11 protein-coding genes and 1 riboswitch are annotated in these 13,750 nt (G+C 38.9%); of the genes, 6 read left to right on the top strand and 5 right to left on the bottom strand.

What is annotated here, in order from left to right:
- Positions 1 to 285 precede the first annotated feature (285 nt).
- From AC1EU0_RS12230 to AC1EU0_RS12210, 5 genes are all read left to right on the top strand, one after another.
- Positions 286 to 1,815, top strand: a complete 1,530-nt coding sequence (locus AC1EU0_RS12230; protein ID WP_480302734.1) for a DUF3360 family protein — start codon at positions 286 to 288, stop codon at positions 1,813 to 1,815.
- 299 nt (positions 1,816 to 2,114) lie between these two features.
- Positions 2,115 to 2,224, top strand: a riboswitch (TPP riboswitch).
- A gap of 101 nt (positions 2,225 to 2,325) precedes the next feature.
- On the top strand, positions 2,326 to 4,458 hold the full coding sequence (locus tag AC1EU0_RS12225; RefSeq protein ID WP_480302732.1) for a TonB-dependent receptor: 2,133 nt from the start codon (positions 2,326 to 2,328) through the stop codon (positions 4,456 to 4,458).
- Positions 4,459 to 4,629: 171 nt separating this feature from the next.
- Positions 4,630 to 4,890, top strand: a complete 261-nt coding sequence (locus AC1EU0_RS12220) for a hypothetical protein (protein WP_480302730.1) — start codon at positions 4,630 to 4,632, stop codon at positions 4,888 to 4,890.
- A 22-nt stretch (positions 4,891 to 4,912) separates the two neighbouring features.
- Entirely contained in the window at positions 4,913 to 5,530 is a 618-nt protein-coding gene (pnuC, locus tag AC1EU0_RS12215; RefSeq protein ID WP_480302729.1) for a nicotinamide riboside transporter PnuC, read from the top strand.
- Entirely contained in the window at positions 5,530 to 6,474 is a 945-nt protein-coding gene (locus AC1EU0_RS12210) for a phosphotransferase (RefSeq protein WP_480302727.1), read from the top strand. The genes pnuC and AC1EU0_RS12210 overlap by 1 nt, the downstream gene beginning before the upstream one ends.
- On the opposite strand, the gene AC1EU0_RS12205 is transcribed toward AC1EU0_RS12210, so the two are convergent.
- The 5 genes from AC1EU0_RS12205 to AC1EU0_RS12185 all read right to left on the bottom strand — a co-directional run bounded on the left by AC1EU0_RS12205 (position 6,468) and on the right by AC1EU0_RS12185 (position 12,961).
- A complete protein-coding gene (locus tag AC1EU0_RS12205) occupies positions 6,468 to 7,049 on the bottom strand; it encodes a thymidine kinase (RefSeq protein WP_480302726.1) in 582 nt (193 codons plus the stop codon). The two genes, AC1EU0_RS12210 and AC1EU0_RS12205, sit on opposite strands and share 7 nt — an antisense overlap.
- Before the next feature lie 57 nt (positions 7,050 to 7,106).
- Entirely contained in the window at positions 7,107 to 8,669 is a 1,563-nt protein-coding gene (locus tag AC1EU0_RS12200; protein WP_480302724.1) for a Na+/H+ antiporter NhaC family protein, read from the bottom strand.
- Positions 8,670 to 8,818: 149 nt separating this feature from the next.
- Positions 8,819 to 9,742 carry an electron transfer flavoprotein subunit alpha/FixB family protein gene (locus AC1EU0_RS12195; RefSeq protein ID WP_480302722.1) on the bottom strand — a complete coding sequence of 308 codons (924 nt, stop codon included), beginning with the start codon at positions 9,740 to 9,742 and terminating at the stop codon, positions 8,819 to 8,821.
- Entirely contained in the window at positions 9,743 to 10,492 is a 750-nt protein-coding gene (locus AC1EU0_RS12190) for an electron transfer flavoprotein subunit beta/FixA family protein (RefSeq protein WP_480302720.1), read from the bottom strand.
- Positions 10,493 to 10,729: 237 nt separating this feature from the next.
- Positions 10,730 to 12,961 carry a hypothetical protein gene (locus AC1EU0_RS12185; RefSeq protein WP_480302719.1) on the bottom strand — a complete coding sequence of 744 codons (2,232 nt, stop codon included), beginning with the start codon at positions 12,959 to 12,961 and terminating at the stop codon, positions 10,730 to 10,732.
- A gap of 326 nt (positions 12,962 to 13,287) precedes the next feature.
- On the opposite strand from AC1EU0_RS12185, the gene AC1EU0_RS12180 reads away from it, so the two are divergent.
- Positions 13,288 to 13,677 carry an H-NS histone family protein gene (locus AC1EU0_RS12180; RefSeq protein WP_480302718.1) on the top strand — a complete coding sequence of 130 codons (390 nt, stop codon included), beginning with the start codon at positions 13,288 to 13,290 and terminating at the stop codon, positions 13,675 to 13,677.
- The last annotated feature ends 73 nt before the right edge of the window (positions 13,678 to 13,750 follow it).

Here is a 13,750-nt window from a genome sequence, read left to right as displayed (position 1 = left end):
TCTAAAGCGGCTTCTTTGAAGTCGCTTTTTTTATGTCATTTTAAATCTCAACTCAAGCCTCATACCCCCCCTCTATTACAAAGCCATATCAAACTAATAACTCACAGTTTTGTTAGCAAGATCCCAATTTTTTCCAACCAATCTTTTAAGCTGTGATTTCGATACCGATGCTACACCATTTCATTTGTTACTATTGTCACAGGTAAATTGGTATTACCAATTTAATTTTATGTATTCTCGAATGTGAGAACATCTCAGTTTAAACTTCTGGGAGCAATACTATTTATGTCAGATAATAAAATGAACAATCAAAACGTGGACGATGCAAGCTATCAAGAGCTACATCGACCTGCTTCTGAGTTTGAAACCAGAAGCGACTACCTTGAAAACGAGCTAAAAATTATGAAGCCTCGCCGTTGGGGGCTTAACTTACCCGGCCGTGATTTCCGCTTTGAATGGGAAGATCTTGTTCCGGCCATCGCTGGTACTATTGGTATTACCGTAATGTATTCAGCGGTAATGGCGGCATGGGCTGCTGGATTAACAGAAAAATGGCCACACGTTAATCTAGGTGCGGACTTTGCTATTCAAGTTATGCGCGTTGAAATGCTTATCCCTGCACTACTATTTTGCGTGTTAAGTTCGGGCTTTATTAACCCTAGAGCTAACCTCGGTGGTAACCATGGTCCAATGATCCCTCTCATTGGTACTATTGCTCTAGCAGGAGCACATCCTCTCGCTTTAGCCATTTTGATTGGCGTTTTCGGGCTAATACTTAGCTGGCTTAAGGGGGGCTCTCGACTCGTTAACCTCACCAGCAGTGGCGTTGCCGGCGGGCTTCTCGTTTACCTTGGTTTTATGGGGGCTAAAGGGCAGATCACTTCTTTATTTGATTGGTCTGCAGGGCTTCAAGCCAAGCACGCTTTAGATTACTCTTTATCTTATGTAGCGTTTGTTATTTTACTTATCAATGTGGTGCTTTATGCATTTTTAGCCAAAATTGAAAAACGCTGGCTTGCGATACCGCTTTGTTCTATAACCGCTATTGTTATCGCTTTTGTTCTTGGTGCAGGGCTTGATCTACAATTTGTTACAGCACCGGGATTACCTAATTTAAACCCAGTCTATTGGTGGGGGTCTACTGAAACCGGTTGGCAGTTAGGATTACCAAATACTGAACACTTTATTGCGTCTCTGCCATTTGCCATTTTGGCTGTAGCTATGTGGTCACCTGATTTCTTGGGGCACCGCATTTTCCAAGAGCTTAACTACCCTAAAGGCACCGATAAAGTGTTGATGGACGTTGACGATACCATGACCACCTGTTCACTGCGCCAAATTGTAGGAACAGCTGTCGGTGGCGGTAATATCACTTCATCTTGGGGAACGTATATGATCCCTGCGGCGATTGCCAAACGCCCTATTCCTGCTGGTGCGATCTTACTTGGACTGTTGTGTATTGTGGTAGCAATTCTTGGTTACCCAATGGATGTAGCGGTTTGGCGACCAGTAATGTCTATTGCATTGCTTGTTGGGGTATTCTTACCGCTACTTGAAGCGGGCTTGCAAATGGTGAAAGACAGCGTAAGTAGCCAAGCGGCTGGTATATGTATTTTTGCAGCTTTTGTGGCTAACCCTGTTCTCGCTTGGGCATTAACCATGCTTTTGGATAACAATGGATTAATTGGTGATAAAGAAAGACCAAAACAGCTTTCATTTGCTGACCGTGTAGTTATCCCTACTTTGGCTTTCGTTATCTGCTTAGCAGCAATGCTTGCCGTTGGTATGATTAAAGGTATTCCAGCTTTAATTTAATCATTTAGGGCTTATTTTCTCGCCTCTTGAGGCGGAAAAACTTGTAATAAGCTTTTGTGTCATACCTGCGAAGGCAGGTATCCAGAGCCTTTATTAAAATCAAAAAAAGTCACTGGACTCCTGCATACGCAGGAGTGACGCTGATGATTTCTGATTAATCTATGAAAGCAGCTTTCACTAAACAAACCTCTCATTTCAATCAAAATCGAACAACTGCTCACATTTAAACCAACAAAGCCATTTTTATTCATATTTTTGCAACATTTGTCTCAATTTTTGTTTTGTTTTCATATATAATTTCCCTCGCCAAGGGGTGTTTGTAAAGCTTGATTGAGCTTTGCAAACTGAGATTAAACCCTTAGAACCTGATCCGGCTTATACCGGCGTAGGAATGAGCTAATTGACCATAAAAGATGATATGAATACTCTCATGTCATTTAGAGTAGTCGTAAAACTTGCACTTTCACATCGCTTACCGAATGCCGGATCTCAGAATATTTTTGAGGTCCCATGTTAAACCAAGCTTTAAAACAAAAATTATCTCCGCTTGCATTGATCATATCTACAACTTTATGTGGACAAGCAATCGCTAAAACTAATTCAAATGATGATATCGAAGTTATTAAAGTCTCTGCAGACTTTCGTAATAACGATTTACTTACTTTGCCCGCAAGCGCAACCATTATTGATGCCAAGCAGTTAGAAGATGAAGGCGATCAACATTTTGAAGATGTGCTTAATTCTATTGCCAACTTTAACTGGTCAGGTGCGACTTCTCGCCCACGCTATTTTCAAATCCGTGGTGTAGGTGAGCAAGAGGATTACAAAGGTGCGCCAAACTCATCTGTGGGTTATGTCATTGATGACATCGATCTTTCTGGCTTGGGCATGGTTTCTAGCATGTACGACTTACAACAGGTTGAAGTGTTGAGAGGTCCTCAAGGTACTCGTTATGGCGCTAATGCATTAGCAGGCCTTATTTATCTAAAAAGTAATGACCCTAGTGATGTTTTTGAACATGGTGCTGAACTATCGCTAGGTAATGATGACCTACGCACTTTTAGCGGTTTTAGTTCTGGTCCTATTTCTGATTCGGTGCTTTATCGTGTTTCGATTCAGCAACACAATCAAAATGGCTTTAGAGATAACACTTTCTTGAATCGCGATGATACTAACAAGCGTGATGAATTCTCAGGCCGCATGAAACTGCGTTGGTTGATTAATGAAGATACCACCGCAGATTTAACGGTTTTACATGCCAACTTCGACAATGGTTATGACGCTTGGACACTTGATAACAACGGCTTTAACACCTTAAGTGACAAGCCGGGTAAAGATAGCCAACGTACCACAGGCTCAAGCCTTAAAATAAACCATACTGGTACTGCTGGTTTTAACATTACGTCCATTACCTCTTTTGCAGATAGCAAGCACCAACACGCTTATGATAGTGATTGGGCAAACCCCAAATATTGGGAAAGCCGTAAATGTGGTGATAAACCATGTGAATACAATGCTATTTGGGACAAAACGGGTAACCGTAAAACCATATCGCAAGAATTTCGTTTAACTTCAAAGGATTCGGGCCGGATCTTCGCTGATTCGACTGATTGGTTGGTGGGTGTTTACGCCATGAACCTCAAAGAAGATAATAGCCAGTTTGATGTTTATAACGGTGGCCGTGGGAGTATCGACTCTGATTATGAAGCCAGCAATTATGCAGTGTTTGCACAAATTGATACGGATTTGGGTAATGGATACAGCCTGTCTAACGGTCTGCGATTTGAACGTCGCAACAGTGACTACTCTGATAGTAAAAAAGAGACATTTTCTCCATCAGAAAATATGTGGGGTGGCCACGTATCGCTAAGTAAGACTTTATCCAATGAGCACAGCACTTATTTCCGTATTGCTCGAGGTTACAAGGCTGGTGGTTTTAACATGAGTCTGCCTGAGGGGTTTGAAGATAAAAAACAATTCGACACTGAAGTGTTATATAACTATGAATTAGGTCTTAAATCGCGATGGTTGGAAAATACTTTAAACACTAATATCGCTTTGTTCTATATGGATAGACATGATCAGCAAGTTTCTGCATCTGAGCAAGATCCAGATCGCCCAGATCGTTTCATTCTTTATACAGAGAACGCTGGTAACTCAAGCAACTATGGTTTAGAAGTTGATGCTAAGTGGCAAGCGACTGACAACCTAGAGCTATATGCAAGCTTAGGTTTATTACGTGCAACCTATGGCGATTACAGCTATAAAGACAAACGCGGCAAAGTTATCGATTTATCTGGCCGTGAGCTTGCGCACGCTCCTAAAGTCACAAACAGCTTAGGTGCGACTTATCGTGCTGATAATGGTATTTTTGTTAACTTGAATACCAGTGGTAAAAGTAAGTTCTTCTATTCTGATAGTAACGACTCTAAATCAAAAGGTTACCAAATTTTCAATGCAAGAGTTGGCTATGAAACCGATGACTGGGGCGTTTACCTTTGGGGACGTAACTTATTTGATAAGCAATACGGTGTTCGTGGTTTCTTCTTTGGTAACGAGCCAGATCAAGATTGGGTGAAAAAACAATACATTCGTTTTGGTGACCCTCGTGCATTTGGTGTAACCGCTAATATCAAGTTTTAATTACTAGTTTGATCTGATGTAAAAGAGCAATAGTCCGCACGGCAACAGAAGCGTACGTCCATGTACTCACGACCGTTACATCCTGTAACGGACGGTTGCCTTACCGCACTATTGCTCTTATCGATCTCTACACCGAATTAGATGTAATGTTAAATTACTTGGAAACTAATCATGAAACTAACCGCTGAAATAAGCATGTATCCGTTTAATGAAAACTACTTAGAACCTATCCAGTGGTTTATTGAGCGACTACGAAATTATCCGAACATTACTCGCACAACCAATGCAATGGCCACGCAAGTTTGTGGTGATTATCAAGAAGTCATGAGTATGTTAGCGACCGAAATGGAAGCCGCACATGCAAAATGGGGCAAAGCCGTATTTGTATGTAAATTCATTGGCTCAGAGCTCGACCTTTCCCATAAAGAGTGATTAACCTAACTTCTGGATAACCATGGAAATACTTACAAAAATTCAGTCTGAAATGGCTGTAATGACCAATTGGGAAGCCGTAGCAGTTATTCTTGCCATCGCTTACTTAGTTCTGGCAATGAGACAAAATATTTGGTGCTGGGCTGCGGCGTTTGCTAGCTCACTCATTTTCACCATTATTTTCTGGAAAGTCTCCCTATTAATGGATTCTGTTCTGAACTTTTACTACATCGCGATGGCAGTTTATGGCTATTGGATGTGGACTAAAGGCGGAAATAATAGCCATGGCGTTAAAGTTGTTTCTTGGTCTAAGCAAACACATTTTCACATTATTGCTGTCACAGGTTTTGTTTCAGTTATCTTAGGTTATTTCATGGCGAATCACACCCATGCTTCATACCCTTACTTAGATACCGCCACCACCTGTTTCGCTGTAGTCACGACTTATCTAGTAGCGAAAAAAGTGTTGGAAAACTGGCTATATTGGCTGGTAATAAATTCAGTTTCCATTTATCTCTACATAAATAAAGAATTGATACTAACGTCTGTGCTCTTTGGTTTATATCTTATCCTAGCGGTAATTGGTTATATGCAATGGAAAGACTCTTTGAAGCAAGGTATGGCTGAAGCCTCAGTTTAATGAATGTATTTCCTACAGAAGTTTTGAAAGCACTAGGGCATTGTGAACAACCCACAATGCTCAATATTAGTGCTGATATTACGTCGATCAGCACACTTACCGCAGGCAAAAGTAATCGAAATTATTTAATCCGCACTCATAAACAAGATTACGTTTTAAGAGTCAATTCTAGAGAATCCAGCTTTATTTGTGACAGAGAAAATGAAATCGAGTGTTGGAAAATCGCCGAACAAGCAAAACTTGCACCTAAGCTGTTTTGGGTAAGCCAAGATTATGAGTATTACCTAAGTGAATATCTTCCACAGCCTGAAAATAAAAGCTATGGCATAGAAGATATTCAGCTACTTCTCAATAAACTTGCTTCCCTGCCCTTACCTAAAAAATCGATCACTTGCGAAAGTCAATGGCGTGTTTATCAACAACAAACAGAGTCTATTTCATATAAACTGTCTGAAAGTAGTAACTCTGGTTTATTAACTGAATACGAGCAATGGAAACAGCTAAAAGCAAAACTGGATGCTCAAAAGTCTATGATTCAAAAATGGGTAAATGAAATAGAAAGCTTAAATATTAAGCTTCAATTTTGTCATAGGGATTTAAATCCAGATAATATACTCATTAATAATGAACATTTAATTTGCATAGATTTCGAGTACGCTTGCCAATCTCACCCACTGTTTGAACTAGCTTCTTTAATCGCAAACCACGATTTCAGTGAAAGTGATAAAAACCTAATCGTTACTGACTATCTAGAGTCACATTCAGAATTGAATTTATCTAATAGAGTTGAATTTGAATGCGCAACTAAGCTCTTTTGGAGTTTTTATGATTACTGGGTAGTAATTATGCTAGGGAGGGTTCTAATCGATCACTCTGAAAATGATCATTCAATTCCTGAAACCCAAAAACAGTTTCAGGAATATTATTCTCAAAGGAATCACTGATCCCAAATAAACTCTCTATAATGCTTACGACAAACTGACTCGTAGCTTTCATTGCCACCAATCGCAACTTGCTCACCTTCTTTCATGACATTACCGTTTCCGTCAAGTCGAACCACCATATTAGCTTTACGGCCACAATGACAAATGGTTTTGAGCTCTACTAATTTATCAGCCCAAGCCAATAAATACTGACTACCAGTAAACAACTCTCCTTGGAAGTCGGTTCTCAAACCGTAACACAACACAGGAATATCCATGTTATCGACAACATGAGTTAACTGTTTAACTTGCCCTTTAGTTAAAAATTGACTTTCATCCACCAAAATACAATGTATGTCTTGGTCTTTTAAAGATGCATCTACAAGTTCGATTAAATTTGAATCAGCGCCAAAAATGTTAGCTTCTGTCTCAAGCCCAATTCGTGATGCCACTTTGCCTACACCATAACGGTCATCAATAGCTGCCGTTAACACTAAGGTGTTCATTCCCCGTTCGCGATAATTATAAGATGATTGAAGTAGAGAAGTGGATTTTCCTGCATTCATTGCAGAGTAATAAAAATAAAGCTGAGCCATAGCCTAGGGTCCTTTCTTATTATCGTTGCGAAATGATAACAAGAAACTTAATTCATATCATGACTTAGAAGCTTTATATCTCAATATTGCGATCAAACCAATAAATAAAACAGAGCAAGTGGCAATCCCCCAAATAACGGATTCTGTTAGCCCTAATACTAAATACCCAAACATGGTGATCGTGGCAGACATCAACGCATATGGTAATTGAGTCGTAACGTGATCTATATGATGGCAGCTGGCACCAGTCGAAGACAAAATGGTGGTATCTGAAATAGGAGAGCAATGGTCACCAAACACAGAACCTGAAAGCACTGAAGCCAGCATTGGCAGCATCATAGATACATGAGTTCCCATCGACATATCCGCTGCAATTGGAAGCATGATACCAAATGTCCCCCAGCTTGTTCCTGTCGCGAATGAAGTGATCCCAGCCAAAACAAACATAGCTGCCGGCAACAATGAGAAATGAATACTACTCGAAGCCAAACTCGCCATATATTTCCCAGTGTTTAATTGGCCAATTATTCCAGAAATTGTCCAAGCAAACACCAAAATATAAAGTGCAGGCAGCATGGATTTAAACCCATCCATTAATGCCAAACAAATTTTTTGTTTTGGCATTTTCTGCTTTATGGCAAACCACAACGCCACACTCAATCCAACCGTAGAGCCGAGTACTAAGGATAAACTGACATTGGTTTTTTCGAACGCCCCGATCAATGAAAAAGCAAGGTGATCCGAATGAAGTTGTTGACTGCCAGTCAATATCATAAACGAAACAGTAGCGAAAACTAATACTCCTATTGGGATAAACAACCCAGATGCTTTCCCGTTTTGTTCTTCTGGCAATTCAGTAATGCTGCCAGGTGGAGTCCCTTTAATTGGATCGTATAGCTCTCCTCTTTGAGCATTCAATTCGTGTTGTTTCATAGAGCCGACATCAAGTCCGAACATGCAAACACAAAACAGCAATAACAAAGAGAAAATGGCATAAAAGTTCATAGGGATCATCGTGGCAAATGCTCTCAAATAACTCATATTATGGATGCCATGACTAGTTAAAATGCCACCAATTAATGCAATAATGTACGCCCCCCAGCTTGAAACGGGTGAAATTACACATACTGGTGCAGCTGTAGAATCCAATACATAAGCCAGTTTTGCTCTGGAAATATTATATCGATCCGTCAAAGGACGCGCGACAGAGCCTACGACTAAACTATTAAAATAATCATCAATGAAAATTACAATTCCCAGCATCATAGTGAGCACTTTAACGTCACGACGATTCTTTACCCGCTTTTGTGCCCATTGTGCAAATGCCTTTGCACTTCCACTGACGGTCATAACGGCTGTCATCAAACCTAACAAAATTAGAAACAATAGAATGTAAATGTTCCAAGTATTGATATTGCCGTTACTCCAAAATAAACCTATAACTGTTGCACCTATGTATTTCGCTGCATGCAGCACTGAAAAATTGCAAATCAACAAACCACCAGCAATGATACCAGCACCTAAAGAGAGTAAAACTCGACGACTTATTATAGCTAGAGTAATGGCCAATACAGGTGGGAAAATAGATAACGGTGAATCAGCATAGGAAAGTATCGTCATACAGCTTTCTTACTTTTGTAGAACATAAGTAATGTCAGAGCATAACGACTAATTTGTCAGAAACGTAATTAAATAATGTTAACCCTTAAAACAAAAAAGCCCTATCTACAGATTAAGATAGAGCTTTTATTTCAATAAATTACGAAAATTTAGAGTTTCTCAATAAGTTCTGGAAGCACTTTAAATAAATCAGCTTCTAAACCATAATCTGCAACTTGGAAAATTGGCGCTTCAGGGTCTTTGTTGATAGCCACAATCACTTTTGAATCTTTCATACCAGCTAGATGTTGAATCGCACCGGAAATACCTACTGCAATATACAGATCTGGAGCGACAATCTTACCCGTTTGACCAACCTGCATATCGTTTGGAACAAAGCCAGCATCAACCGCTGCACGTGATGCACCAACCGCAGCACCTAATTTATCGGCCAGTTGTTCAAGAATGGCAAAGTTTTCACCACTTCCCATACCACGACCACCTGAAATAATCACACCAGCACTGGTTAATTCAGGACGCTCTGACTCAGTTAACTCTTGAGAAACAAACTTCGTGCTCGCCTCAATAGCATTCGACAAAGTAACCAACTCGGCATTACCATCATTGGCTACGGCATCAAAAGCACTCGCACGAACCGTCATCACTTTTTTAGCGTCGTGTGATTGTACCGTTGCCATCGCATTACCTGCGTATACAGGACGAACAAAAGTATCTTCTGAAACCACTTCAACGACTTCAGAAATTTGAGCAACATCTAACAGTGCTGAAACTCTTGGTAATACATCTTTACCTGTAGTCGTAGCGGTAGCCAGAATGTAATCGTAATCTGATGCAATGTCTAAAACAGCTTTAGATACATTCTCAGCCAACTGTGATGCATAAACAGCATCATCCAGTAAAATTACCTTACTTACACCAGACAGGCTTTTAGCCGCTTCAGCAGCGGCTTGAGCTTGGTGACCTACAACCAAAACATGCACATCACCAGGTAAAGCATTGGCTGCAGCAACTGTTTTAGCTGTTTCTAGTTTTAAACTTGCGTTATCGTGTTCTGCTAATACTAAAATTGCCATTTAGATCACCTTTGCTTCGTTCTGTAGTTTTTCCACTAGCTCTTCAACAGAAGAAACCATCACACCAGCTTCACGAGCTGCGGGAGCATTCACTTTCAGTACTGTTTGATGCTCTTTAAGAGCAACGCCTAAGTCATCAATAGCTATCACTTCTAAAGGCTTACGCTTTGCTTTCATGATATCAGGTAACTTGGCATATCTTGGTTCATTAAGACGTAAGTCTGTTGTCACTACCGCAGGCAATGGCATTGATAAAGTTTGTAAACCACCATCAACTTCACGAGTAACGATTGCTTGATTGTTTTCAATTTTCACTTCAGATGCAAAAGTCGCTTGCGGCATTCCCGTTAATGCAGCAAACATTTGCCCTGTTTGGTTATTATCGCCATCAATAGACTGCTTACCAAACATAACAATTTCAGCATTTTCTTTTTCTTGAACGGCTTTAAGAATTTTGGCTAAAGATAGTGGAACCAGCTCAGCATCTGTTTCAACCTGAATACCTCTATCAGCTCCTAACGCCATAGAGGTACGGATTTGCTCCTGAACCACTTTAGGGCCAACGCTGACCACCACTACTTCAGTAGCAATACCAGCTTCCTTCAATCTTACTGCTTCTTCTACTGCAATTTCACAAAATGGATTTATGGCCATTTTTAGGTTAGCGGTTTCTACCTTTGTATTGTCAGCACTCACTCTGACTTTTACATTGGCATCAACGACGCGCTTGACGGGTACCAATACTTTCATGGAGTTTCCTTAACAGAAGAATGTCTTTTTAAGTATCATCAGCATAAAGCCAATGGGAATTGACAACACTTTAATGCTAGTTAACGTAAACGTCAACCTTGTTGGTTAAGTGCGAGTACTATTGAAATGAGTTTTCTCATCACTTCACAAAAAAGGAAAACTTAATTAGATAGGGGGAATATCAATAACGCCTTTTCCGTTATCTTTCTGACGTTAACCCTAAGGAAAATTTTTCTATTAGTTAGCATCGTTAAAATAGGAATCAAGATTCCCTCTAAGTGCTGGATACTTCGATTCAAGCATGCCTTTGAGTTCTTCACGCTGTTTCGTCGGAATTTCATATACATATAATGAAAATTCGAATGTATCTCTATCATAAATTCCTTTAAGAATGGAAAGTGAAGCGTCCATATTCTCGCATACCAACTGAATAAACGTTTGCGATTGATTTAATGATTTAATAAAAGATTTAGCTCTATCTGTGTATAACAGAAAAATCATATTCAATAGTTCGAACTGTTTCTCTGGAGTTAGTTGACTCATCAGCTGTAATGCTTCTTCAGTATGATATTCAAAAGCAGCAATCAAATCTGCAGACTCTCTAAGTTTCCGTTGCTGAAACCGATTGTAAAACTCCGTTTGAAGAGCTTTAAAATTCTTAGCTTTTTCCTGACTAGCTTTGCTAAGCATATCTGTTACGGTCAGAGTTAATCCATCGGATTTAGCCAATAAATCAAGTTGAATCGATGGAGGAAGTGAAATAAATTGTTCAAAATCAGGCCTATCATCAAATAAAAATTGGCCAACTTGCTCTGGAGATAATTGTCTCACTATTAGTGCTTGAGTTTCTAACTCTGGATGCTTTTGAAATAAAGCACTGACTTCTTCTCTGTCTATATGGCTTAGTAGTGGACGTATATCTCTTGCATATGAGTATGCGCCCCGAACTTGGAGCATATTACTAGGGTATAACAATGAAGTTAACCATGTTTCTTCGGATAACTTTGGGTAAAGCTGCAATGCATCCTCAGGGTGACGAAATGTTACATCGGCACCATAAGGAAAGGGATAAGTCGGGTTTCTTCCTCCTTCTGAACTCTGCTCAATTAAAGAAATCACAACTTGTTTTGAAACCGTAGGCTGACAGACATAAAGCAAAGCTGCCCATTGATTATTATCAGCTGCAACGGATTTCCAAACACGCTGAATATCTTCCACTTCAAAGGAGCAAGTTCCTTTTAAATCTTCCAGCTCAAACCTTTTTTTAGTCTCAGCAAATGAATTCGTTCGTTTACTTCGCTTAATCACCAAAAGAGAGGCACATTCAGAAACCGATAATTGTTTCGAAATAGACTCTTCCAATAATAACTTGGTAGACTCTGTATCTAGGTGAACCCCCAAAACATTTTTTGTACTACGACTTAATTGTGACAATCCACCATTTAATAATTGGTGTCTTAATTTATCATTTTTTACTATAACCTTAAGTATCTCTTTGAGGTGTTCTTTGTCTCCAAATTTACCGCTCAGAAGATGTTCAAAAAACTCTTCAAACATACTTTCTTCAAAGCTTTCTAAAACAGAAGCCCACTCTGCTGAAGGTTTAGAATGCTGAACTAATAACGCCAGTCGAGCTTTTTCTATAGGGCTTTCTAGTTTTTTAATAGCAATGCTAACAACTTCACTTTTATGTGGCTCAGTAAGAATATCTAGAAGTTGTTTCAATTCATCTGTAGTTAATTTGTCAATTAAGCCACCGTATGACTTAATGTCTTCAAAAATATCTGATAGTTTTTCATGGCTAAGATTTAATAATTGTTCAGTGCTTAAAGGTTCAGGTGAAGCAATCGTGTTACTTATTAACACAAAATCATCGTCGATTTCAGGATCAAAAAGAACATTGACTATTTTTAACCTTTCTTCGTCAGAAGCTTGTTTCATAACATTTTGCAATTGTTCTTTTGTTAATTGAGCTAATAAGCTTTTTTTAACGCTGCAAGATTGCTGTTGCCATTCTGTTGTTGAAATAAGTCTAGATATCGCTAAAGGGCTTTTAGAAGCAACTTCTTTTAACTTATGTCCATTATCAACTAAAAGATTAGCAAGAATATAAACAACAACATCACCTTCTAATTTAACTTTTGGATCAGCTAATAGTTGAACCATCTTATCTGACGAACAGGCTTCAATAGCTTTTTGTTTTTCTTCCATACCCAGTGTATAAAAAGTGCTAAAAAACGATCTATTATCCAGCGCTTCAGATGAAACGACATAGGCTTTTAATGTCCTTTCCCCCTCTTGAATGGTGGAGCTAGTTGTGCGATCAATAAATCCACTCTTGCAGTATTTACAAAGTACATTTAACTTATCTACGTCTCTTCGCACTGTAACTTCATAAGCAACCGTTTTACCTTGTAACTCAACGCTTACTTTAGCTTTTCGATCTTGTCCGTGAGCTAAGTTATGCAATTGCAGATTTTCTACGCTACCAACTTGAGTTCTTGAAGTACCTGAAGCCATTTTTAGATCCTATTTACATTATTGCATCTGTAATTAAAGCATTAGATTTGTAAGCTTTCCTCTAAAATTAAAACTTTAAGATATATTTCACTGTTTTAAAATGCATTTAATAGCAAATCCTGCGTTTCTAAATAAACCTTAATCCTGATTTAAAACAGAATCAGTAGTGACCGGTCTAAAAAAACAAAAATGATATTTAAGATTCAGTTGACCCAATTCAAATGCATTATTAATATGTAAAAATATTTAATGAAATATAAATAGGAATGCGAGTAATGAACGATTTTTTAGAAATATTAACTCATGGTCGTAGATTTAAAGCTTCAGTAAAAGAGCTTTCAGTTGAAGAATTAAAAGAAGTAGCAGTTAAACTGGAAAAAATCATTGTTGAACGTGAGCAGTTAGAAGAAGAACTCAAAAAAGCAAACGCTGAAAGAGATGCTGAAATTGAAAAAATTCGCCAGCAAATGGAAGCGATTGGTTTATCTGTAGAAGATCTTGGTGCAGTAAAAGCCGCTCCTAAAAAACGTGCACCTCGTCCACCTAAATATGAAATCACTGTTGATGGACAACTTATTCAGTGGACCGGACAAGGCAGAATGCCAACTGTATTCAAGAATGAAATTGATAACGGCCGAAATATAGAAGAATTCTTGATTAAGTAATTCAGTTTTCACTATTGCTTACAACAATGAAGCTCGATTTAATATCGAGCTTTTTTATGCCTTATTTTTTTGA

The organism is Parashewanella sp. 2210YD4-3, from assembly GCF_056591735.1.
Note: the sequence above shows the minus strand (reverse complement) of the source record. Positions and strands in the feature narration are given on the sequence as shown.